Annotated in this window: 19 protein-coding genes; 13 read left to right on the top strand and 6 right to left on the bottom strand. The window is 66.6% G+C overall.

The features are described from left to right. Positions 1–62: 62 nt before the first annotated feature. Positions 63–1229 (bottom strand): ABC transporter substrate-binding protein, encoded by a 1167-nt coding sequence (locus NMB41_RS13130; RefSeq protein WP_494378261.1) that lies wholly within the window; start codon positions 1227–1229, stop codon positions 63–65. A gap of 262 nt (positions 1230–1491) precedes the next feature. Between NMB41_RS13130 and NMB41_RS13125 the strand changes: the two genes are divergently transcribed. Genes NMB41_RS13125 through NMB41_RS13110 form a run of 4 tightly spaced genes read left to right on the top strand, consistent with a single transcriptional unit; the run spans position 1492 to position 6022 of the window. After that, positions 1492–2547: a branched-chain amino acid ABC transporter permease gene (locus NMB41_RS13125; protein ID WP_494378260.1), complete on the top strand. Its 1056-nt coding sequence runs from the start codon at positions 1492–1494 to the stop codon at positions 2545–2547. Further along, entirely contained in the window at positions 2544–4328 is a 1785-nt protein-coding gene (locus NMB41_RS13120) for a branched-chain amino acid ABC transporter ATP-binding protein/permease (protein ID WP_494378259.1), read from the top strand. The genes NMB41_RS13125 and NMB41_RS13120 overlap by 4 nt, the downstream gene beginning before the upstream one ends. Then, entirely contained in the window at positions 4328–5074 is a 747-nt protein-coding gene (locus tag NMB41_RS13115; protein WP_494378258.1) for an ABC transporter ATP-binding protein, read from the top strand. The genes NMB41_RS13120 and NMB41_RS13115 overlap by 1 nt, the downstream gene beginning before the upstream one ends. Positions 5075–5080: 6 nt before the next feature. Next, a complete protein-coding gene (locus tag NMB41_RS13110; protein ID WP_494378257.1) occupies positions 5081–6022 on the top strand; it encodes a 3-hydroxyacyl-CoA dehydrogenase NAD-binding domain-containing protein in 942 nt (313 codons plus the stop codon). 147 nt (positions 6023–6169) lie between these two features. On the opposite strand, the gene NMB41_RS13105 is transcribed toward NMB41_RS13110, so the two are convergent. Next, entirely contained in the window at positions 6170–6994 is an 825-nt protein-coding gene (locus NMB41_RS13105) for a universal stress protein (RefSeq protein ID WP_494378256.1), read from the bottom strand. Between the two features lie 323 nt (positions 6995–7317). Between NMB41_RS13105 and NMB41_RS13100 the strand changes: the two genes are divergently transcribed. Both NMB41_RS13100 and NMB41_RS13095 read left to right on the top strand, forming a co-directional pair. After that, positions 7318–7917 carry a CHRD domain-containing protein gene (locus tag NMB41_RS13100; protein ID WP_494378255.1) on the top strand — a complete coding sequence of 200 codons (600 nt, stop codon included), beginning with the start codon at positions 7318–7320 and terminating at the stop codon, positions 7915–7917. Between the two features lie 78 nt (positions 7918–7995). Further along, complete coding sequence (locus NMB41_RS13095) at positions 7996–8946, top strand: 2-hydroxyacid dehydrogenase (RefSeq protein ID WP_494378254.1); 951 nt, start codon at positions 7996–7998, stop codon at positions 8944–8946. On the opposite strand, the gene NMB41_RS13090 is transcribed toward NMB41_RS13095, so the two are convergent. Together NMB41_RS13090 and NMB41_RS13085 are read right to left on the bottom strand one after the other, a co-directional pair. Further along, on the bottom strand, positions 8943–10331 hold the full coding sequence (locus NMB41_RS13090; protein ID WP_494378253.1) for a nucleobase:cation symporter-2 family protein: 1389 nt from the start codon (positions 10329–10331) through the stop codon (positions 8943–8945). The two genes, NMB41_RS13095 and NMB41_RS13090, sit on opposite strands and share 4 nt — an antisense overlap. Positions 10332–10358: 27 nt before the next feature. Further along, positions 10359–12776 (bottom strand): ATP-binding protein, encoded by a 2418-nt coding sequence (locus NMB41_RS13085; RefSeq protein WP_494378252.1) that lies wholly within the window; start codon positions 12774–12776, stop codon positions 10359–10361. Positions 12777–13064: 288 nt separating this feature from the next. Between NMB41_RS13085 and paoA the strand changes: the two genes are divergently transcribed. The 4 genes from paoA to NMB41_RS13065 all read left to right on the top strand — a co-directional run bounded on the left by paoA (position 13065) and on the right by NMB41_RS13065 (position 18534). Beyond that, on the top strand, positions 13065–13715 hold the full coding sequence (gene paoA / locus NMB41_RS13080) for an aldehyde dehydrogenase iron-sulfur subunit PaoA (RefSeq protein ID WP_494378251.1): 651 nt from the start codon (positions 13065–13067) through the stop codon (positions 13713–13715). Next, positions 13712–14665 (top strand): FAD binding domain-containing protein, encoded by a 954-nt coding sequence (locus tag NMB41_RS13075; protein ID WP_494378250.1) that lies wholly within the window; start codon positions 13712–13714, stop codon positions 14663–14665. The genes paoA and NMB41_RS13075 overlap by 4 nt, the downstream gene beginning before the upstream one ends. 4 nt (positions 14666–14669) lie before the next feature. Further along, on the top strand, positions 14670–16874 hold the full coding sequence (gene paoC / locus NMB41_RS13070) for an aldehyde oxidoreductase molybdenum-binding subunit PaoC (RefSeq protein ID WP_494378249.1): 2205 nt from the start codon (positions 14670–14672) through the stop codon (positions 16872–16874). Between the two features lie 82 nt (positions 16875–16956). Further along, on the top strand, positions 16957–18534 hold the full coding sequence (locus NMB41_RS13065) for a TerC family protein (protein WP_494378248.1): 1578 nt from the start codon (positions 16957–16959) through the stop codon (positions 18532–18534). Positions 18535–18705: 171 nt separating this feature from the next. Here the strand turns inward: NMB41_RS13065 and NMB41_RS13060 are convergent, their stop codons facing one another. Next, positions 18706–18984 carry a hypothetical protein gene (locus tag NMB41_RS13060; RefSeq protein ID WP_494378247.1) on the bottom strand — a complete coding sequence of 93 codons (279 nt, stop codon included), beginning with the start codon at positions 18982–18984 and terminating at the stop codon, positions 18706–18708. A gap of 177 nt (positions 18985–19161) precedes the next feature. On the opposite strand from NMB41_RS13060, the gene NMB41_RS13055 reads away from it, so the two are divergent. Continuing rightward, positions 19162–19320, top strand: a complete 159-nt coding sequence (locus tag NMB41_RS13055) for a hypothetical protein (RefSeq protein ID WP_494378246.1) — start codon at positions 19162–19164, stop codon at positions 19318–19320. A 7-nt stretch (positions 19321–19327) separates the two neighbouring features. On the opposite strand, the gene NMB41_RS13050 is transcribed toward NMB41_RS13055, so the two are convergent. Continuing rightward, on the bottom strand, positions 19328–20863 hold the full coding sequence (locus tag NMB41_RS13050) for an FAD-dependent monooxygenase (protein ID WP_494378245.1): 1536 nt from the start codon (positions 20861–20863) through the stop codon (positions 19328–19330). Positions 20864–21058: 195 nt separating this feature from the next. Here NMB41_RS13050 and NMB41_RS13045 point away from each other — a divergent pair, with 195 nt between their 5' ends. Continuing rightward, positions 21059–22198 carry a 6-phosphofructokinase gene (locus NMB41_RS13045; protein ID WP_494378244.1) on the top strand — a complete coding sequence of 380 codons (1140 nt, stop codon included), beginning with the start codon at positions 21059–21061 and terminating at the stop codon, positions 22196–22198. A 147-nt stretch (positions 22199–22345) separates the two neighbouring features. Beyond that, positions 22346–23803, top strand: a complete 1458-nt coding sequence (locus tag NMB41_RS13040; RefSeq protein WP_494378243.1) for an iron-containing redox enzyme family protein — start codon at positions 22346–22348, stop codon at positions 23801–23803. Positions 23804–23875: the final 72 nt, after the last annotated feature.

Here is a 23875-nt window from a genome sequence, read left to right as displayed (position 1 = left end):
ACTTTATGGGGTCAGTTCACAACTGCCCGGCCTTTCTTATCGAACCAGCTTCAAGCCAGTGCTTACGGCACGTATTTCCACGCACCCTTTTCGATCTTGACCATCACCTGCGAGCGCTGGTCCAGGCCCTGGTGGTTGGTCGGGCTCATGTTGAAGACGCCGTGCGAGGCCGTCACGTTCTTCAGGCCTTCGAGCGAGTCGCGCAGGGCCGCGCGGAATTCCTTGGTGCCTGGCTTCGCCTTCGGCACCGCGGTTTTCGCTGCCGCGTCGAGCAGGATGGCCGCGTCCCAGGCGTGGCCGCCGAAGGTCGAGACGCTGTCCTTGCCGTGCGCCGCGGTGTACTTGTTCACATAAGTCAGCGCCGTCTTCTTGATTGGATTCGAGTCCGGCAGCTGGTTCGCCACGAGCATCGGGCCGACCGGGACGAAGGTGCCTTCGCAATCGGCGCCGCAGACGCGCAGGAAGTCGCTGTTGGCCACGCCGTGGGTCTGGTAGATCTTGCCCTTGTAGCCGCGCTCGCGCAGGGCTTTTTGCGGCAGGGCCGCCGGCGTGCCGGAGCCGGCGATCAGGATCGCATCCGGATTGGCGGCCATCAGTTTCAGGATCTGGCCGGTGACCGAGGTGTCGGTACGGGCGAAGCGTTCGTTGGCGACGATCTTGATCTTGCGCGCCGGGGCGAACTTGTTGGTCTCGCCATACCAGCCTTCGCCATAGGCGTCGGCAAAGCCGATGAAGCCCATGGTCTTCACGCCGGCGTTCGACATGTGCTGGGTGATGGCGGTCGCCATCTGGCCGTCGTGCTGGGTGGTCTTGAAGACCCAGCGGCGCTTGGCGTCCATCGGCTCGACGATACGCGCCGCGCCCGCGATGGTGATCATCGGGGTTTCCGTTTCGGCCGCCACTTCCAGCATGGCCAGCGAGGTCGGGGTGACCGAGGAGCCGATCAGGACGTCCACCTTGTCTTCCGAAATGAGCTTGCGTGCGTTCTTGACGGCCTGGGTCGCGTCCGACGCGTCGTCCAGCACGATGTACTGGACCTTCTGGCCGGCGATTTCGGTTGGCAGCAGGGCGAAGGTATTCTTTTCCGGGATGCCGAGGGAGGCTGCAGGTCCCGTGGTCGAGATGGACACGCCGACCTTGATCTGCGCGTGGACACTGAAAGCGGCCGTCAGGGCAGCGACGAGTACGATGCTCTTTGGCACAAGGGTAAGGCGGGAAATGCGGGTCATGCTGTCTCCTTCATTTGTTTTAAATATTCACGCCAGCGAGGCGGTCCTGCACAATAGTATAGGCTGACAAGCCGCAAAAAATGTCGGTTCCTCAACTGTTTTCGCATATCATTTAAGCGTGGCGGGTGGAAAACGCCCCGCCGCGACGCAACCGGCCGTATAACGACATTCGAAAAGGAGGGCCGTACGGGTGGGTCGATGATTGGTGCGACGAGGAGACGCTTCGCCCAAGCAAAGCGATTGGCATGCCCCAGGCAGTGGTATGGATTTAACGATTTTCGCCATCCTGACGCAGGACGGCATCGCCAGCGGCGCAGTCTATGTGCTGCTGGCGCTGGCATTGGTACTGGTGTTCTCGATCACCCGCGTGATCTTCATTCCCCTCGGCGAATTCCTTGCCTTCGGCGCCCTGACCATGGCCGCGCTACAGGCAGGCAAGGTGCCTAACAGCGCCGCGCTGCTCGTGATCCTGGGCGCGGCCACCTTCCTGCAGGAGCTGGCCGGCACCATGCGCAGTCCCGCAGGGCAGATCAACCGCACCCGCGCGGTGGGCCTGGGCATGCTCAAGTTCGTCGTGCTTCCCGCCGCCGTGTTCCTGGTCGCCAAATCCGCCGAAGGCGCGTCCTGGCCGATGCTGGCCCAGCTGCTGCTCACCTTTGCCATCGTCGCCCCAATGGGACCGATGATCTACCGCCTGGCCTTCCAGCCGCTGGCCGAAAGCCCGGTGCTGGTGCTGCTGATCGTCGCGGTCGCGGTGCACCTGGTGCTGCTTGGCGTCGGCCTCGTCATTTTCGGCGCCGAAGGCTCGCGCACGACGCCGTTCTCCGACGCCGTCTTCAACGTCGGCACGCTCACCATTTCCGGCCAGAGCATCGTCGTCATCGTCACCGCGCTGCTCCTGATCGGCGCGCTCTACCTGTATTTCGACCGCACCCTGTCGGGCAAGGCGCTGCGCGCCACGGCCGTCAACCGCCGCGGCGCGCGCCTGGTCGGCATCGGCACCACGCAAGCGGGGCGCCTGGCCTTCCTGCTGGCGTCTTCCATCGGCACCCTGTGCGGCGTGCTCATCGCGCCGCTCACCACCGTGTATTACGACAGTGGCTTCCTGATGGGACTGAAAGGCTTCGTCGGCGCAATCATCGGCGGCCTGGCGAGCTATCCGCTGGCAGCAAGCGGTGCCTTGCTGGTCGGGCTGCTGGAGGCCTATTCTTCGTTCTATGCCAGCGCCCTGAAGGAGGTCATCGTCTTTACCCTGATTATTCCGGTGCTGCTGTGGCGCTCGATCGTCCATCCGCAAGTCGAGGAGGGCGACGAATGAGCGCACGTAAATTCAGCCATCCCCTGGTCTGGCTGGGGCTTGCCGCCCTGGTCTTCGGCCTGCTGCCGCTGCCGGCCTACTGGATCACCCTCGGCAACTACATCGGCCTGTACGCCATCGTCGCGCTCGGCCTGGTGCTGCTCACCGGCGTCGGCGGCCTGACCTCGTTCGGCCAGGCCGCCTTCGTGGGCCTGGGCGCGTATGCCACCGCCTACCTGTCGACCGCGCACGGCATCTCGCCCTGGCTCGGCCTGGTGGTGGGCTTGCTGGTCACCGGCGCCTCTGCCCTGTTCATCGGCGCCATCATGCTGCGCCTGTCGGGCCACTACCTGCCGCTGGGGACCATCGCCTGGGGCCTGTCGCTCTACTTCCTGTTCGGGAACCTGGAATTCCTCGGCAAGTACGATGGCCTGGGCGGCATCCCGCCGATCCGCCTGTTCGGTTTCGACCTGAGCTCGGGCCAGAGCATGTTCTTCCTGATCTGGCTCATCCTCCTGGTGTCGATCGCGCTGCTGCGCAACCTGCTCAATTCCCGTTCCGGCCGCGCGATCCGCGCCCTGAAGGGCGGCGGCCTGATGGCCGAGGCCATGGGCGTAAACACCGCGGCCATGAAGATCCGCATCTTCGTGATCGCCGCCTTGCTCGCCTGCGTGTCGGGCTGGCTGTACGCGCACCTGCAGCGCGCGGTGAACCCGTCGCCCTTCGGCCTGAACTCGGGCATCGAATACCTGTTCATGGCCGTCATCGGCGGCGCCGGCTACTTGTGGGGCGCGATCCTGGGCGCGGCCGTGCTGACGATCCTGAAGGACCAGCTGCAAAGCTATCTCCCAAGCCTGATCGGCTCGAGCGGCAATTTCGAGATCATCGTCTTCGGCATCCTGATGGTGATCCTGCTCCAGCATGCCCGCAACGGCATCTGGCCCTTCATCGCGCGCTGGCTGCCGCAGCGTCCCGACGCGGTGGCGCCCGACCAGGCGCCGGCGTTGGCGCAGCGCGCCAAGCCGGCCCTCGGCCAGCCGCTGCTCGTGATCGACAAGGCGAGGAAGCAGTTCGGCGGCCTGGTCGCGGTCAACGACATGAGCTTTGCGGTCAACAGCGGCGAGATCGTCGGCCTGATCGGCCCGAACGGCGCGGGCAAGTCGACCATGTTCAACCTGGTGACCGGCGTGCTGCCGGTGACGAGCGGCGAGATCCGTTTCGCCGGTGGCGATGGTTTGCGCCGCATCGATTCGCTGCCTTCGCGCGAGATCGTGAAACTCGGGATCGGGCGCACCTTCCAGCACGTGCACCTGCTGCCGGAAATGACGGTGCTGGAAAACGTGGCGATCGGCGCCCACCTGCGTGCGCATCGCGGCGTGTTCGCGAGCAGCCTGTCGCTCGACCGCGGCGAGGAAAGCGCGCTGCTGTTCGAAGCGCGCACGCAGCTCGAGCGCGTGGGACTGGGCGGGCTGCTGTACGAACAGGCCGGCAACCTGGCGCTCGGCCAGCAGCGCATCCTCGAAATCGCGCGGGCGCTGTGTTGCGACCCGGCGCTGCTGCTGCTCGACGAACCGGCGGCCGGCCTGCGCTACAAGGAAAAGGAAGCGCTGGCGACCCTGCTGAATAAACTGAAAGGCGAGGGCATGAGCATCTTGCTGGTGGAGCACGACATGGACTTCGTGATGAACCTGACCGATCGCTTGATCGTCATGGAATTCGGCTCAAAAATAGCTGAAGGCAATCCGGCCCAGGTGCAGCAGGACCCGGCCGTGCTGGAAGCCTACCTGGGAGGGATCGACTGATGGCGAACGCTATCCTCGAGATCAGGGACCTGCACGTCGCTTACGGCAAGGTGGAGGCGGTGCATGGCCTGAACGTGAAAGTGGGTGCCGGCCAGATCGTCACGGTGATCGGCCCGAACGGCGCGGGTAAGTCGACCATGTTGAATGCCATCGCCGGTGCGCTGGTGTCCAACGCGTCCACGACCGGGGCGGTGCTGCTGCGCGGCGTGGACGTGAGCAGCTTCCCGGTCGAGGGGCGCGTCGCCCAGGGCATGAGCCTGGTGCCGGAAAGCCGCGACCTGTTCACCACCATGAGCGTGGAAGACAACCTGCTGCTGGGCGCCTACACGCGCTACAAGCGCGGCGAGAAGGATTACGCGGCCGAGCTGGAGTCGGTGTACGAACTGTTCCCGCGCCTGCGCGAGCGGCGCGCGCAGGCGGCCGGCACCATGTCCGGCGGCGAGCGCCAGATGGTGGCGCTGGGACGCGCCTTGATGGCCAAACCCACGCTCCTGATGCTGGACGAACCGAGCCTGGGCCTGGCGCCATTGATCGTCAAGGAGATCTTCCGCGTGATCGTGCGCTTGAAGGAAACCGGGGTCGGCATCCTGCTGGTCGAGCAGAACGCGCGCGCGGCGCTGCAGGCGGCCGACTATGGCTATGTGCTCGAAACCGGCGAAGTGGTGATGGAGGGGCCGGCATCGCAGCTGGCGAACGACCCGAAAGTCATCGATACCTATCTGGGCCTGAACAAGAAATCCGCGTGAGGACGTATGCTTGATAACATCACCTGCATCGGCGTCATCGGCACGGGCGTCATTGGCGCGAGCTGGGCGGCCTATTTTCTTGCACGCGGCTTCGACGTCTCGGCCAGCGACCCGATGCCAGGTGCGGAAGCCAAGCTGCGCGAGGCGGTGCGCGCGCACTGGCCTGTCCTCGAAAAAATGGGACTGGCCGAAGGCGCTTCGCCGGAGCGTCTGCGCTTTTCAAGCGATTTGAAGACCGCGCTGGCGGGCGTGCACTTCGTGCAGGAAAACGGTCCGGAGCGCGAGGACCTGAAGCTGGCGCTGTTTCGCGACATGGACGCGCTGCTCCCTGCGGACGTCATTCTCGCTTCGAGCTCTTCGGGCCTCCTGATGAGCCGGGTGCAGGACGCCTGCCGCCATCCGGAGCGCGTCGTGCTCGGCCATCCCTTCAATCCGCCGCACATGATCCCGCTGGTCGAAGTCATCGGCGGCGCCGCGACGTCCCTTGATACCGTCGAACGTGCGATGGCCTTCTATGCCGCCATCGGCAAGCGCCCGATCCACGTGCGCAAGGAAGTGCCGGGGCATATCGCCAACCGCCTGCAGGCGGCGCTCTGGCGCGAAGCCTTTCATTTGGTGCAGGAGGGCGTGGCGACGGTGGCCGACGTCGATACTGCCATCGCCTACGGGCCCGGCCTGCGCTGGGCGCTGATGGGGCCTTTCCTGAACCTGCACCTGTCGGGCGGCGAGGGCGGTATCCGCCACATGCTCGATCACCTGGGCGCGCCGATCGAGAGCTGGTGGGCCGATCTCGGCACGCCGATGATTACCGAAGAACTCAAGCAGCAGCTGAGTGCGGGCGTGGAAGCGGCGCTGGCTGGACGTGACGGGGCCCAGCTTGCTCCTGCGCGCGATGCCTTGCTGGCTGGGCTGATCGAGGCGAAAGCCGGGACTGACAAGCTGCCTTAAAGTAGTTGGGCTGCGGGCATGCACGCACTGAACGGCGTGGACTCGGGAGTCCACCCTGCGAATCCCTATAATCGTAGGGTGGAGGGGGGCGCCGAGCCTCCCGACTCCACGCGGTACGGCCGCCGCGTATCGAAACACGTGAGACGTCTAGTGCGCCACCAGCACCGGCACCGTGCTGCGCTCGAGCAGCACGCGCGTCACGCCGCCGAGCACGAGCTCCCGGTAACGGCTGTGCCCGAAGGCGCCTGTCACCACGAGCCCGGCGCCATAGGCCCTGGCGATGCCGAGCAGGGCTTCGCCGACCGGCGCCGTGCTGTTCTGGAGGACGACGTCGACCTTCACCCCGTGCCGCGCCAGGTAGAGCGCAATGTCGGCGCCGGGCTCCTCGCCATGCAGGCCGGTCTCGCGTTCGGCATTCACCAGCGCCAGGCGCACGCTCCCGGCGCGCGTGAGCAGCGGCAGCGCTGCTGAAATGGCGCGCACCGCCTGCAGGCTGCCGTCCCAGCCGACCACGACTTCATCGAGCATCGGCTCGCCCGCATAGTTCGGGGGCACCGCCAGCACCGGCCGCGCGCCGTGCAGGGCAATGTATTGCGGCAGGCCGCGCACGCTGTCGCGGGCCCCGGTGTCCTGGCTGGTGACGACCAGGTCGGCATAGCGCGACTGCAGCAGCAGCGCGTGGCGGTGCTCGTCTTCGGTCAGGCGCATCTCGGCCCCCGGCACGCCCAGCTGGCTGGCGCGTTCGGCAAACGCGCGCAGGCTGTCGCGCGCGCCGGCGCAGAGGGCGTCGAATTCGTCGATCGGAGTAACCGCCATCGAGCCGGTCAACAAGGCGTAGGAGGGCCAGGACAGCCCGGTGGCGGCGCTGCCCACCAAGTGGGAATCGAACAGCTTGGCCAGGTGCGCCGCCCCCTGCAGGCGCGACTCCATGGCGCTGCTGTCGTCGACGTGGACGACGATGGTCTTGTACATGATGCCTCCTCTCGTATCAAGGCCTGACCCGACGGAAAAGTTTCCTGGCAAAACCGAGAGCATGCGCCAGTTCATGGCCAGCACCTCCATCACTCTACGCTGCCCCGCCAGCGCTGTCATCTGGGCAGGCAGGTACCCGCGTGAGGAATGCCCGGATCAAAATTCTTCCAGGAATGTGGTGATGACAGGCGGTATCGATTCCTTGTCGACCATCTTTACAGATCGGCCGGAAGAACAGCGGCATGCGCCGCGCGACGCCCCGTGGACACGTTCCGGCATGTTTTATGCTCCGCGGGTAGCACACCCACTTCAGAGGATTTGTCATGAAACGTCTTGCACTTGGCCTGTCGGCATCCTTGCTGCTGCTTTGCACCGGCATGGCGAACGCGGCCCTCATTACCTATAAAGCGACGCTGAGCGGTTCGAGCGAGGCGCCGCCGAACAGCTCGCCCGCGACGGGACAGACGACGGTCACCATCGATGACGTCACTGGAATGATGACCGTGAACGCGGTTTTTTCCGGGCTCATCGGGACGACGACGGCTTCCCACATCCACTGCTGCACGGCGGTTCCCGGCGCCGGGACGATCGGTGTGGCGACCTCGCTGCCGACCTTTCCGGCGTTTCCCCTCGGCGTGACGTCGGGCGACTACACCGAGACCTTCAATCTGCTCGACGCCGCCACCTACAGCAGTGGCTTTCTCACGGCTAACGGCGGCAGCGTGGAGGCGGCGCGGAATGCACTCATGGCCGGCATGTCCGCCGGCCGTGCCTACCTGAATATCCATACGACGGCTTTCCCGCCGGGCGAAATTCGCGGCTTCCTTGCGGAAGTCCCGGAGCCCGGCAGCATCGCCCTGTTCGGTTTGGGGGCGGTGGGGCTGGCCGGGTTGCGGCGCCGGCGCGATGCCGTGACGGCTTGACGCCGCCGGTCAGGAAGGGACGCACGCGTCTGAGCCTTGTCCTATACTCACCGCATCTCAACGTGAACGGAGAAGCGCGTGCGTCCAGAACTACTGCTGCTGGGGTCCGGCTGGGTCCCTGAAATCGACGCGCTGCTCGACGAGCGCTTCGTCTGCCACCGGCTGGCGGGCGTGGCGCTTGACGCGCGCGGGGCCTTTTTAGAACGTGTCGGCCCCGACGTGCGCGGCGTGCTGACCACGGGCGTGACCGGAATCGATGCCGCCACTGCCGCGCGCCTGCCGCAGCTGGAAATCGTGGCCGTGCACGGCGTCGGCGTCGACGCCATCGATTTCGCGGCGCTCGCACCGCGCGGCATCCAGGTCACGAATACCCCGGACGTGCTGACCGAAGACGTGGCCGACCTGGCGGTGCTCCTGCTGCTGGCCGCAAGCCGGCGCCTGCCGCAGCTCGACCGCTACGTGCGCGCGGGAAGCTGGGAGGCCAAGGCGCCCTTGCAGGCGGGGCGCAGCCTGCGCGGCAAGGTGGCCGGGATTGTCGGGTTCGGGCGCATCGGGCAGGCGGTGGCGGCGCGCCTGGCCGGCTTCGGCATGGAGCTCCGCTACTACCAGCGCAGCCTTGCTGACAGCCCGCATCCGCGCAGCGCTTCGCTTCTGGCGCTGGCGCAGGAGAGCAACTTCCTCGTGATTTGTGCGCCCGGCGGCGAGGCGACGCGCGCGATGATCGACGCTCCCGTGATAGACGCGCTCGGCCCGGAGGGCACCCTGATCAACATCGCGCGCGGTTCGCTGGTCGATGAAGCCGCCCTGGTGGCGGCCTTGCAGGAGGGGCGCCTGGGCGCCGCGGCGCTCGACGTGTTTGCCGACGAGCCGCGCGTGCCGCAGGCGCTGCGCGAACTCGATCAGGTGATCCTGACCCCGCACGTGGGCAGCTTCACGCGCGAGACGCGTATGGCGATGGGCCGCCTGGCCGTGGACAACCTGCTGGCCCATTTCGACGGCCAGCCTTTGCCGACGCCGGTCGTGCCTTAAACCGGCGTGGCCGGCTCGTGGCTGGCCGGCAGGAACCAGTTCATCAGCACCGCACGGATGCCGCCGGTCGCGACACCCGATTCGAGCACGTTGCGCAGGGCGGCCGGCATGTGGGCCAGGAACTCGGGCACTTGCGAGACGCCCAGTCCCAGCGCCAGCGACACGGCGATGATCAACAACGCGCGCCGGTCCAGCGTCACGCTGGCCAGGATGTTGATGCCGGCCGCCGCCACCGCGCCGAACATCACCATCGCAGCGCCGCCCAGCACCGGCTCGGGCACGGCCTGGATCACGCCGGCCACCGCCGGGAACAGCCCCAGCACAACCAGGAACAGCGCAATATAGATGCCGATATGGCGGCTGGCGATGCCGGTCAGCTGGATCACGCCATTGTTCTGGGCGAAGATCGAGCTCGGGAAGGTGTTGAAGACGCCGGCCAGCAGCGAGTTCGCGCCATTGAGCAGCACGCCGCCCTTGATGCGCCGCATCCACAAGGGGCCTTCGACCGGTTCGCGCGAGATCTTGCTGGTCGCCGTGACGTCGCCGATGGCTTCCAGTGAGGTGACCAGATAGATCACGATCATCGGGATGAACAGCGACCAGGAAAAGGCCAGTCCGAAGTGCAGCGGGCGCGGCACCTGGAACAGGGGCGCTTCATGCATGCCGGTGAAATCGAGCCGGCCCATGGACGCGGCCAGCGCATAGCCGACGGCCAGCGCGATGACGATGGCGCAGCTGCGGACCCAGACCACCGGCACGCGGTTCAGGCCCACGATCAGGGCCAGCACCACGCCGGACAACAGCAGGTTCTCGCCATTGGCGAAACTGCCGTTCTGCATGGCCGCAAAGCCGCCGCCCATGCTGATCAAGCCGACCTTGATCAGGGTAAGGCCGATCATCAGGACCACGATGCCCGTCACCAGCGGCGTGATCATCTTTTTCACATAAGGCAGGATGCGCGAGACGCCCATCTCCACAAACGAGCCGGCCACCACCACGCCGAAGATGGCCGCCATCACGGCTTCCACCGGCGTGCCGCTTTTCACCATCAGGCTGCCGCCGGCAATCAGGGGGCCGACAAAATTAAAACTCGTGCCCTGCACGATCAACAGGCCCGCGCCCAGCGGCCCGAAGCGGCGGCACTGGACGAAGGTGGCGATGCCCGAAATGACCAGCGACATCGAGACGATCAGGTTGGTGTCGCGCGCCGACACGCCCAGCGCCTGGCAGATCAGGAGGCCCGGCGTGACGATCGGGACGATGATCGCCAGCAGGTGCTGCAGGGCGGCGAGCATGCCGATCAGCGGGCGGGGACGGTCTTCCAGGCCGAGGATCAGTTCCGAGGCGGGCGGTGGCGTGACTTGCAGGGGCACTTGTGTGGTCATGGCGAGCGCGTGGGCAAAAGGCGGATTCTACAGTGCTGCGCCTGGCGCCGCTGCCCCTTGCAGGATGCGCTCGAGCCGGTCGAGGTCGGCCGGCTTGACCAGGTGATGGTCGAAACCCGCCGCTTTCGAGAGCGTGAAGTCGTGCGCCTGGCCGTAGCCGGTCAGTGCGATCAGGAGCGCGTGCGGATGCAGGCCGTCCTCGCGCAGGCGCCGCGCCAGCTGGTAGCCGTCGATGCCGGGCAGGCCGATGTCGAGGATATAGGCGTCGACCGCCCCGAGGGTGCGCGCGTCCAGCAGCGACTGCGCATCGTCGAACAGGGTGGTGCCGTGGCCGCAGGCGTCGAGGGCGGCGGCGAGCGAGGCGCCGGCGTCGTGGTTGTCGTCGACGATGACGATGCGTCTTGGGAGGGGCGGCGCCAGGGTGTGCGTTTGCGGCCCGGGCGCGGCCGGCGCCTGGGGTGCGGCGATGGCTGGCAGGGTAATCGTGAAGCTGCTGCCCTGGCCCTGGCCGGCGCTCTCGGCCCGCACCTCGCCGCCATGCTGGCTCGCGATGCTCTTGACCAGGGTCAGGCCCAATCCGAGGCCGCCCTGGGCGCGGTCCGGCGTGCGCTCGCCCTGCGTGAACAGCTCGAACACGTGCGGCAGCAGCGCGGGCGCGATGCCGCTGCCGTTGTCGCGCACCGTGATGACGGCATGCTCGTCCTCGATCCCGAGATGGAGCTCGATGCGGCCGTGCTGCTGGGTGTACTTGGCGGCGTTGTTGAGCAGGTTCGAGACCGCCTGCGTCAGGCGCGTGCGGTCGCCGCCGACCCAGGCCGGCGCGGCGCCGATGCGCAGGGTCAGTTCGTGGTTGCGCGCCTCGATCAGCGGGCGCGCCTGCTCCATGGCGCCGCTGATGACGGCCTTCAGGTCGACCGGCTCGCGCGCCATCTGCACCAGCCCGCGCGTCACGCGCGAGACGTCGAGCAGATCGTCGACCAGGTCGGTCATGTGGCGCACCTGGCGCGTGATGATCTCGCTGGCGCGCTTGACGTAGTCGGCGTCGTTGTAGCGCAGGCGCATGACCTGGGCCGCGGTGCTGATCGGCGCCAGCGGGTTGCGCAATTCGTGCGCCAGCATGGCCAGGAAATCGTCCTTGCGCTGGTTCGCCAGGCGCAGCTCGTTTTCGGCCAGTTTCTGGTCGTGGATGTCGGTGCAGGTGCCCATCCAGCGGATGATGCGGCCGCCATCGTCGCGTACGGGCAGGGCGCGCCCGAGCACCCAGCGGTATTCGTTCGAGCTGTGGCGCAGGCGGTACTGCACCTCGTAGGTTTCGCCCGTGGCCAGGCTGTGGCTCCAGCGCGCCCAGGCCGCGTCGCGGTCCTCGGGGTGGAACATCAGGGCCCAGCGTTCGCCGTCGGTGTCGCCTGGCGTCACGCCGGTGAAGTCGTACCACCGCTGGTTGTAATAGTCGTGGAAGCCGTCCGGGAGGGTCGACCAGACCATCTGCGGCATGGCGTCGGCGATGGTGCGGAATTTCGCTTCGCTGGCGGCCAGCGCGCTCTGGTTATGGAGCCGCTCGCTGGCCGTGCGGATGCGTTCGGCCACCTCGCGGATCAGGTCGATGTCGCCCTGGGGCCATGCGCGCGCCTCGGCGCTGTTGACATAAGCAAAGGCGACCAGGCGGCCATCCTCGAGGACCGGCAGGTCGACGAAGGCTGCGGCATCGTAGTCGATCAGCGCCTGCGCGGTGTGGGCGGTGCGCGGGTCGGTGCGCACGTCGCCGATGGCAACCGCCAGGCCCGCCTTCAGGTCGTCGATATAGTCGCCGAAGGCGCGCAGGTCGATGCTGTCGGGTAGGAGGGCGGCACCAGGCATCTGCCAGTTGCCGCTGATGTGGACGGCGTCGCCCAGTCCATCGGTCACGGCGAAGCCGACCCGGCTCGCGCCCAGGGTTTCGCCGAGGATGCGGCAGGCGCCCGTCATGATGGCGCCTGCATCGAACGTGTCGCGCACCAGGTCGCTGACCCGGATCAGCGCATCGCGCCGGATTTCGATCAGCACCCGGTCCGTGACGTCCGTGCCCAGGATGAAGATGCCGTCGATGGCGCCAAGCGCGTCCCGTACCGGCTGCAGCACGAAGTCGATATAGCGTTCGAGGACGGGGCCGTCGGGTACCACCTGCATCAAGTACTTCGCACTGGCCGCGGTAATCGGGATGCCGGTGCGGTAGACCTCGTCGAGCATGGCGACATACCCCTGGGCCGCGACATCCTCGAGCACGTCCGCCATCTGGCGGCCGATGACGTCGCGCTGCCCGATCAGGCGCTGGTAGCCCGGATTGATGAACTCGAACTCGTGCAGCGGACCGTGCAGCAGGGCCATGAAGGTCGGTGCTTCCTCGAACAGACCGGCGAATTCGCGCCTGCGTTGGTAATCCGTGTCGTTCGAGACCGATGCGTTCATGATGGGGGGAGGGCGGGCAAAGGCGAAATTCTACAGTGTTCAGGCCGCCGCCGCACCAGGCTGGCCGGCCAGGCCCCGCCGGCATGCAGGCGCCCCATTTTGGTGCAGAAATTGCGGGTCAAAACAGGTTCAAAGCGGCCGAAATGGTGCGTGGTCAACCGTGCCACCTACCTTTACGAATGTCTTTATCATAAGGCGACTTCCCGGACAGCCGCCTGCGCGTCTTGCCTGGAGACCCATCCACGCGGGCTTTCGACCTGCCCATCAGTACAAAAGGCTTTGAACCATATGGACGACCTGAGCGACCTGAAACTGTCGCGGCGCGATTTACTCAAGACGGGTGCTGCCGCCGCCACCGCTGCCGCCATTCCCACCGTGGCCACGGCCCAGGCCGGCGCCCCGGCGCAGCCGGTGAATCCGCCGCCGAGCAGCCTGAAAACCACCTTGACGGTGAATGGCCAGCGCCGCGAGCTGAACGTCGACACCCGTACCACGCTGCTCGACGCGCTGCGCGAACACCTGAAACTGACCGGCACCAAGAAGGGCTGCGACCAGGGCCAGTGCGGCGCCTGCACCGTGATCGTCAACGGCCGCCGCATCAATTCCTGCCTGAGCCTGGCGGTCATGCACGACGGCGACGAGGTCACGACCATCGAAGGCCTCGGCACCCCGGGCAAACTGCATCCGATGCAGGCCGCTTTTGTGAAGCACGACGGCTACCAGTGCGGCTATTGCACGCCGGGCCAGATCTGTTCGGCCGTGTCCGCGCTCGACGAGATCCGCGCCGGCATCCCGAGCCACGTCAGCGCCGACCTCAACGCCAAGCCCTTGCTCAGCCTGGACGAGCTGCGCGAACGCATGAGCGGCAACATCTGCCGCTGCGGGGCGTATTCGAACATCATGGATGCGATCTCCGACGTCGCGGGAGGCAAGGCATGAAGACCTTTACTTACGAACGGGCACGCACGCCCGCAGAAGCGGCAGCGGCCGCCGAGCGCAACCCTGGTTCGCGTTTCATCGCCGGCGGCACCAATTTGCTCGACCTGATGAAGCTGGAAATCGAGTCGCCCCCGCACCTGATCGACGTCAACGGCCTGAAACTCGACCGCATCGAGCCGGTTGAAGGCGGCGGCCTGCGCATCGGCGCCCTGGTGAGAAATACCGACCTGGCGAGCGACGCGCGCGTGCGGCGCGACTACGCTGTGCTCTCGCGCGCCTTGCTTTCCGGCGCTTCGGCCCAGCTGCGCAACAAGGCCACCACCTCCGGCAACCTGCTGCAGCGCACCCGCTGTCCCTATTTCTACGACACCAACCTGCCGTGCAACAAGCGCCTGCCGGGCAGCGGCTGCTCGGCCATCGGCGGCTATACGCGCAATCATGCGATCGTCGGGCAGAGCGAGGCTTGCATCGCCACCCATCCGAGCGACATGGCGGTGGCCATGCAGCTGCTGGACGCCGGCGTGGAGACGGTGCGCGCCAACGGCAGCACGCGGGTGATCCCGATCGCCGATTTTTATCGCTTGCCGGGCAACACCCCGCATATCGAAACCACGCTGCAGCCGGGCGAACTCATTACCGGCGTTGTGCTGCCGCGCCCGCTGGGCGGCTTCCACACCTACCGCAAGGTGCGCGACCGCGCCTCCTACGCCTTCGCCCTGGTGTCGGTGGCGGCGGTCGTGCAGAAAGACGGCAGCGGACGCATCGCGCTTGGCGGCGTCGCCCACAAACCCTGGCGCGTGCCGGCCGCGGACGCCGCCATGCCGCGCGGCGCGCGCGCCACCGTGGACACCCTGCTGGCCGGGGCGAAAACCACAAGCGAGAACGCCTACAAAATCCCGCTGATCCAGCGCACGCTCGAAGCGGTGCTGGTCGACGCAAAGAAAGGCTGAGGGCATGAAATTCACCACACCTGCAACTACCAACCCGATCGACCAGCTGAAGGTCGTCGGCAAGCCCCTGGACCGCATCGACGGCCCCATGAAAACCACGGGTACCGCGCCGTATGCCTACGAGCAGCACGCGGCCGCCCCGAACGCCGCCTACGGCCATGTGATCGGGGCCGCCATTGCCAAGGGCAGGATCGCCTCGATCGACACCGCGGCCGCGAAGCGCGCGCCGGGCGTGCTGGCAGTAGTCACCTATGAAAACGCCGGCAAGCTCGGCAAGGGCAAGTTCAACACCGCGCACCTGCTGGCCGGACCCGCTGTGCAACACTATCACCAGGCCGTGGCGGTGGTGGTGGCCGAGACCTTCGAACAGGCGCGCGCCGCCGCTGGCCTGGTCAAGATCGACTACATCAAGGCCAAGGGCGAATATGAGCTCAAGGCGGTCAAGAACAGCGCCCAGCTGCCGAAAAAGGGCAGCGACAAGCCGGAAACAAAGGTCGGCGACTTCGGCACCGCCTTCGCCGGCGCGCCGGTCAAGTTTGATGCCACCTACACCACGCCCGACCAGTCGCACGCGATGATGGAGCCACATGCCTCGCTGGCGGTGTGGGAGGGCGACAAGCTGACCCTCTGGACGTCGAACCAGATGATCGACTGGGGCAAGGGCGACCTGGCCAAGACGCTCGGCATCCCGAAAGAAAACGTGCGCCTGATCTCGCCCTATATCGGCGGCGGTTTCGGCGGCAAGCTGTTCCTGCGTTCCGAAGCGCTGATGGCCGCGCTCGGTGCGCGCGCTGCCGGCCGCCCGGTCAAGGTGACGCTGCAGCGCGCCCTGATGTTCAACAACACCACGCACCGCCCGGCGACGATCCAGCGCATCCGCATCGGCGCCACGCGCGAAGGGCGCATCACGGCCATCTCGCATGAGAGCACCTCGGGCGACCTGCCGGGCGGCCAGCCGGAAACGGCGGTACTGCAAACTCGCCTGCTGTATGCCGGCGCAAACCGCTTCACCCAGATGAAGCTGGCTGTGCTTGATTTGCCGGAAGGCAATGCAATGCGTGCCCCAGGCGAAGCGCCGGGGCTGATGGCGCTCGAGATCGCGGTCGACGAGATGGCGGAAAAACTGAAAATGGATCCGGTCACCTTCCGTATCGTCAATGACACGACGGTGGATCCGGAAAAGCCGGGCCGCAAATTCTCGCAGCGCCGCTTCGTGGAATGCATGCGCCAGGGCGCCGATCGCTTCGGCTGGAAGAACCGCAGCACCGAGCCCGGCAAAATGCGCGACGGCCGCTGGCTGGTCGGCATGGGCGTGGCCTCGGCCTTCCGCAACAACATGAACATGAAGTCGGCCGCGCGCGCCCGCCTCGAGCGCAACGGCGTGGTGACCATCGAAACCGACATGACCGATATCGGTACCGGCAGCTATACCATCATCGCCCAGACCGCCGCCGAGATGATGGGCCTGCCGATCGAGCGCGTGGTCGTGCGCCTGGGTGACTCGAACTTCCCCGTGTCCGCCGGCTCGGGCGGCCAGTGGGGCGGCAATTCGTCCACCGCCGGCGTGTACGCGGCCTGCGTCAAGCTGCGCGAGGCGATCGCCGCCAAGCTCGGCCTCGACCCGGCGACGGCCGAGTTCGTCGATGGGGCCGTGCGCGCCGGCGGCAAATCGGTGCCGCTGGCCCAGGCCGCGCAGGGTGGCGAAATCAGCGCGGAAGACACGATGGAATACGGCGACCTGGAAAAGAAGATGCAGCAATCGACCTTCGGTGCCCATTTCGTCGAAGTCGGGGTCGATGCCGCCACCGGCGAAGTGCGGGTGCGGCGCATGCTGGCCGTCTGCGCTGCCGGGCGCATCCTGAACCCGAAGTCGGCGCGCAGCCAGGTGATCGGCGCGATGACGATGGGGGTGGGCGCGGCCCTGATGGAGCACCTGGTGGTCGACAAGCGGATCGGCTTTTTCGTCAACCACGACCTGGCGGGCTACGAGGTGCCGGTGCATGGCGACATCCCGCACCAGGACGTCATCTTCCTCGACGAGACCGATCCGACCAGTTCGCCGATGAAGGCCAAGGGCGTGGGTGAATTGGGCATCTGCGGCGTGGCGGCGGCGGTGGCGAACGCGATCTACAATGCCACCGGGGTGCGCGTGCGCGATTATCCGATCACGCTCGACAAGCTGCTGCCGAAGATGCCGGCCTACGTGTAAGCTGCAGGTACAACGGCGCCGGTGCCGCAATGCGCACCGGCGCCGTGTTGCATGACACCGCATCGTAAAGGCGAGACCGGCCATGGAATGGGTGCTTGACCCGAACATCTGGATAGGCTTCTCGACCCTCGTTGTGCTCGAGATCGTTCTCGGCATCGATAACCTGATCTTCATCGCCATCCTGGCCGACAAGCTGCCGCCAGAACAGCGCGACCGCGCGCGCCTGCTCGGCCTGTCGCTGGCGATGCTGATGCGCGTTGGCCTGTTGACCATGATTTCCTGGATCGTCACGCTGACCGAGCCGCTGTTTTCGCTCGCCAGCCTGGCCTTGTCGGGGCGCGACCTGATTTTGCTGCTGGGCGGCCTGTTCCTGCTGTTCAAGGCGACCATGGAATTGCACGAGCGGACCGAGGGCAAGACGGCGCACCGCGGCGGCGTCGTCGAGTACGCAAGTTTCGGCATCGTCGTGGCCCAGATCATCGCGCTCGACGCCGTCTTTTCGCTCGACTCGGTGATCACGGCGGTCGGCATGGTCGACGAACTCTGGGTCATGATGGCCGCCGTCGTGGTCTCGATGGGCGTGATGCTGTTCGCCTCGAAAACCCTGACCCGTTTTGTCAACGCCCACCCGACCGTGGTGGTGCTCTGCCTGAGCTTCCTGCTCATGATCGGCCTGGCCCTGATCGCCGAAGGCTTTGGCTTCAGCATTCCCAAGAGCTACCTTTACGCAGCGATCGGTTTCTCGGTCGCGATCGAAGCCCTGAACCAGCTGGCCGGGCGCAATGTGGCGCGCGAAGAAGCCCGCCTGCCGCTGCGCGAACGCACGGCCGACGCCATCCTGCGCATGCTGGGCGGAAAAGCTGAGCAGAGCGCGGCGGGCACCGCGGCAGCGCCAGCGCCAAGGGAGCTGCAAGCATTTGAACCAGCCGAGCGCAACATGGTCAGCGGCGTGCTGAACCTGTCGCAGCGCTCGATCCGCTCGATCATGACGAACCGCTCGGACATCTCCTGGATCGACATCGATGCCAGCGCCGAGGTGATCCGCGGCCAGATCATGGAGACGCCGCACAGCTTTTTCCCCGTCTGCAAGGGTGAACTCGACGAAATCATCGGCGTGGTGCGTGCACGCGACCTGATGGCCGACCTGGCCACCAGCGGGCGGATCGACCCGGCCCACGTGAGGACGCCCATCATCATGCCCGAGACCGGCGACGTGCTGAAAGTGATGGAAACCCTGAAGCGCTCGCACGGGCAGCTGGTGCTGATCGCCGACGAGTACGGCACGCTGCAGGGCCTGGTGACGCCGATCGATATCCTGGAAGCGATTGCCGGTGAATTCCCGGACGAAGACGAACAGCCGGCCGTGGTGCAGGAGAGCCCGGGCTGCTGGCGCATCGACGGCGCGGCCGACCTGCATTATGTGGAGCAGGAACTGGGGCTCGATTCGCTGGTGAGCGAAAGCGACGACTACAGCTCGATGGCCGGCTTCATGCTCGAGCGCTTCGGCAGCCTGCCGACGGTGGGCGAGCGCATCGTGGTCGACGACCTGAGTTTCGAGGTGGCCGAAGTGCAAGACCGGCGCATCGCCTGCGTGCTGGTCACCCGCATAGAAAAGGCGCCGCTGCCGGTCCGTACGGGCACTGCCTACAAACACCGTTAAGGCCAGCGCACCGTAGGGTGGGTACTCTGTGCCCACGCGAAACGCCGAGTCATGTTGGCTCCTCGAATGGCGCGTAATCGCGACATGAAAAACCGCCGCCGATGACATCACGTTCCGCGTGGGCACAGGGTGCCCCCCTACGAGAACAGGGTAAAGCTGTTCGATCCCGGCCTACACCGGAATCACCGACGTCCCGCCACCCGCCGCACCATAATTCTGCAAATCCCCAAACGCCAGCCGCCGCTCGTTGAGCGCCGCGAGTATCGCCTGCAGCTCCTCTTCGCTAGGTGCGATATACACGATCACCTGGTCGAGTTCGTTCTCGAAATAGGGCGTGTACGGCACATCGGTCTCGGGCATGACCTTGGCGACGTAGCGTCCGCCCTCCATCTCGGCAAAGACCGTGACGAGGGTGGAGGCGGTGGTGCTGTTGTTGACGGTGAGTTCCATGGTGCTCCAATAAATGGTGGAGAATCTGATCAGGCTTGATTCCATGATCGCCGCAAAACAGCTGAGGCGGCGCAGCTTTGCCGGGCGTTAACTCTCGGGATGCCGCTAGCGTGCGCACCGCCCCCGGCGCTGGTGCTAACGTAACAACACACGCCATTTTCTTCAGGAGGACGAACCATGTCGCAGGGAGATAATTCCTCGTACACCGACAAGCAGAAGCGCCAGGCCAAGCACATCGAAGAGGGCTACGAAAAGCGCGGCACGCCGCCGGCGGAAGCGAAGCGCCGCGCCTGGGCGACCGAAAACAAGGTCTCGGGCGGCGGCAAGAAGTACTGAGGCGCCGCTACAGGCGCAGCGCATTCGCGCGCATGTAGCTGTCGAGCACATCCGGCGAGGGCGGCCCGGCCGCGAGGCCGGACGCGGCCAGGCCGACATAGCTGTCCGGCCGCAGCAGATAAACGGCGTCGTGCGCCAGTCCGGCCGCCGCGCATTCGGCTTGCCAGTCGAACACGCGCAGCGCGATGCCGTGCAGCGCGCACCAGGCGATCAGGTCAGGCCGGGCGCTGCCGTAGACGTGTACCTGCCAGCCCGGCTTCGGCAGGGGCGCGAAATTGTCGCCGTGCGGGTAGCGTACCCAGGGCAGGCGGTCGCCGCCGTGCACCTTGCCGGCATGGCCGCTGTTGAGCGGCGCATGGCGGTAGTGCAGCACGGTCTGCGAAATCGTGCGGAACAGGTATTCGCGCGCGACAGGCAGCTTGCCGATCAATGGCATGAGCCGCGGCACGATCCCCGTGCGCACGATCTCGGCCACGGGACCGTCGGCCGTCAGGAAGCTGAAGGCGCGGTCGGTCGTCTCGACCAGGCGCCGCGCGAAAGGCAGGCGTTCGGCCTCGTAGCTGTCGAGCAGGCCCTCGGGCGCCTGACCCTGGATGACGGCGGCCAGTTTCCAGGCCAGGTTGATGGCGTCGCCGATGCCGGTGTTCATGCCCTGGCCGCCGGCCGGACTATGGATGTGGCCGGCGTCGCCGACCAGGAAGGCATGGCCTTGCCGGAAATGATCGGCCACGCGATGGTGCACGCGGTAGGTCGAAAACCAGTTCACCATGTGCACGCTGATCATCAGGTTGTCGATCGCGCGCTGGCTGACGTCGGAAAACTGCAGGGTCTCGGCGCGCTCGGCCCGTTCGTCGCGCACCGTGCCCACCAGCCGCCCGCGCCCGCGCGGGGCGGTGGCGAACACGGCCAGGATGTCCGATTCGTCCAGGTCGAGGTTCAGTTCGCCGTTCAGGGCCGGGCTGTCGCCCTCGATGTCGGCCACATAGAAGACCTGGCGATAGGTGCCGCCCGGAAAACCCACGCCGATCGCATTCCTCACCGCCGAGCGCGCGCCGTCGCAGCCGGCCAGCCAGCGCGCGGCGCACTGCGATTCACGGCCGTTCGCGTCGATCAGCCGGGCGAGAACGTGGTCGCTGTGCTCGTCGAAACCGCTCAAGGTCAGGTTGCGCTCGACCTCGACGCCAACCGCCGCCAGGCGCTCGACCAGCAGCCGCTCATGGCGGTCCTGCGGATAGATGTGGAAGAAAGGGCAGGGGGTCAGGCCCGTGCCGATGGCGCGCAGCGGAATACGCCCGCGGTGCTCGCCCTCGGCCCAGACGTTGAAGAACTGGATCGGATGGCCGTCCTCGATCACCGGCTGCGCCAGGTCGAGCTGGCGGTAGAGTTCGAGCGTGCGCGCCTGCACCGCCAGCGCGCGCGAGGTGGTGCCGGGGCCGCTTGCCGCGTCGACGATGCGCACCTTCACGCCGAAAGAGGTCAGCCACAGGGCCAGCACCAGCCCGCTCGGGCCGGCGCCCACGATCAATACGTCCGATTCTGTCATCGCGCATCCCCGTCGCAGCTGTCATGGACATCCTACGCCTGCGCGCCGACTGCCGCTCGGCCAGGCCGTGTGGCCGCGCGCGAGATGCTCACACGCCAAAAACGTTGGCTTTGCACCCGGAGGCGTGCGCCGCGGCGCTGCCCGCGCGGCCATCATGTGCGCTTGAATGCCGGCCGTGCCGGCAAGGGGGGCATCGTGAGCGTAGGCCAGACAGACAGCAATCCATCAGCCATCCGCCGCATCGGCCTGCTTACCGGTGGCGGCGACGCGCCCGGCCTGAACGGCGTGATCCGCGCCGTCGTGCTGGCCGCAAGCCGGATGAACTGGGAATGCCACGGCATCCGCGACGGCTTCAATGGCCTGCTCGCGCCCGACAGCTGCGCCGGCCAGCCGGTGCAGCGCCTGCTGATTGAGGACGTGCAGGCCATCGGCCACCTCGGCGGCACCATCCTCGGCAGCACCAACCGCGGCAATCCGCTGCATTACCCGGTCCGCGCCTTTGATGGCAGCCTGGTCGAGCAGGACCGCAGCGCGGAAGTGGTTGCTCTGTGCCGCGCGCGCGGCCTCGACGCACTCGTCATCGTCGGCGGCGACGGCTCGATGGGTATCGCCCAGGCCCTGCATGCGCAAGGCCTGCGCGTGGTCGGGGTGCCGAAAACCATCGACAACGACCTCGACCGCACCTTCTTCACCTTCGGCTTCGACACGGCCGTCGGCTTTGCCAGCGACTGCATCGACCGCCTGCACACCACCGCGCACAGCCAGCACCGGGTGATGCTGGTCGAAGTCATGGGCCGCTATGCCGGCTGGATCGCCCTGCACGCGGGCATCGCCGGCGGGGCGCATGCGATCCTGATCCCGGAAATCCCGTACGACCTCGAGCTTGTGCGCGCGGCGATCGCGCGCCGCGACGCGTGCGGCCACCACCATGCCGTCGTGGTGGTGGCCGAAGGCGCGCGGGCGAAGGATGGGGAACGGGCCGTGCAGGCCGGGGCCGAGGTCGGCAAGGCCGAGCGCCTCGGCGGTATCGCGGCGCGCCTGGAAGACCAGCTTGCGCTTGCCACCGGCAAGGAATGCCGCAACGTCGTGCTCGGCCACCTTCTGCGCGGCGGCAGTCCCTCAAGCTTCGACCGGGTCATCGCGGCGCGTTTCGGAGCGGCGGCCGTGCGCGCGCTGGCCAGCGGCGAGCGCGGCGTCATGGTCGCGCTGGGGCCGCAGGCGATCGAGCTGGTGCCTTTGGCCGCGGTGGCGGGGCGCACCCGCCTGGTGCCGGTCGACGGCGATACGGTCGCCACTGCACGCGAATTGGGCATTTGTCTCGGCGATATGCCCTGAAACGCCGTCGAACTGCACCGAATGTGAACAAATTTACATCTTTGTAAGTTCTGTCTTACAGCGATGGGGGGTGCGTGCCGATGTGCGCTGCATAGTTCAGCCCGGATAATTCCGGTGATCATTCAACAAGATTGTGAACAAAAGTTTATGATGCCATCGCTCGTTACCGAAGTTTCCAATTCCGCTCAGGTGCAGCGCAGCCCGGCGGCACCAAGCACGCGTGCCCAGGACCTGTATTTCGCCCAGTACGCCGATCCTCTGCACCATGCGCGCGAAGGCGAAGCTTTCCTGCGCGACCAGATCGCCGCCGTGCAGGACATTCCGGCCGACCTGCCGCCGACCCTGGCCCAGTTGCCGGCCTGGATAGAAGCACGCAGCGAGGCGGTGGGCATCCAGTACCGCGAATACCTGGCCGCGCGCAAGGGCGGGGCCCCGCGCCGCTACTTCCATAACAAGGCGCACGCGCTGAACTTCATCAAGTCGGCCGCGCCGACCAAGCTGGTCGACGGTTCCTGGCTGTACGGCATGCTCAGGCACTGGGACAGCCCGGACTTCCACCCGCTGATCAAGACCTATCTCGAAGAGCTGGGCGAGGGCGTGCCGGACAAGAACCACGTCACCATCTACCGCAAGCTGCTGGCCACCCACGGCATCGACAACTGGGAGCAGCTCAGCGACGACCATTTCGTGCAGGGCGCGATCCAGCTGGCCCTGGGCCAGAACGCCGACCGCTTCCTGCCCGAGGTAATCGGTTTCAACCTCGGCTACGAGCAGCTGCCGCTGCACCTCCTGATCACGTCCTATGAATTGAACGAATTCGGCATCGATCCGTATTACTTCACGCTGCACGTCACGGTCGACAACGCGGCTACGGGCCATGCGCAAAAGGCGGTCCAGGCCCTGCTCGACCTGATGCCGCGCGTGGGCGACCGCGCCGCCTTCTACCGGCGCGTGCTGGACGGCTACCGCCTGAACGAACTCGGTGCGAGCACCAATTCGGTGATCGCGGACTTCGACCTGCAGGACGAGCTGGTGACCATCCTGGCGCAGAAAAGCGTCGTCGGCAAGAACATGCACTCCGATTACTGCCGCGTCGCGGGCCGCTCGGTCAACGAGTGGCTGGGCGAGCCGGGCCAGATCCCTGGCTTCCTGGCGGCGCTGGAGACGGCCGGCTGGATCAAGCGTGGCGAAGAGGTCGAACACAGCCGCTTCTGGCGCCTGATCGAAGGCGAGCGCGCCGAAATGTTCGGGGTTTTCTCAGCCTACGAACAACAGGTGCTGCGCGACTGGATCGTCAGCGCCCCGGGCAGCACGGTGAAAGAGGAACGCGCATTGACCTGGCGCGCACGCCAGCGCACGCTCGACAACCTGGGCGGGCACGCCGAGCGCAGCAGCAACTTCCCCGAGCGCGGCCTGATCCGCCGCCGCGCGGCGCGCGACAGCGGCAGCGAGAACGAACTGGCCCTGCTCGAGCAACGCGTCGCATCCGCCAGCGGCAAGGGCGAGGCGATGACCCTGCTGCTGGAGCTCATGACGCCCTCGCACCACCACAGCGCGGCCGGCCTGATGGCGACCCGCATGTACACCCAGCTGCTCGACACCTGAACCGCCGTACCACGTTTTAACCGGGCGCCGCTATCTCCGGGATAGCGGCGCCCGTCTAATAAAAAATCCAAC

This window comes from Massilia sp. FBCC-B171, assembly GCF_059134155.1.
This window is presented reverse-complemented; position numbering and strand designations above follow the sequence as displayed.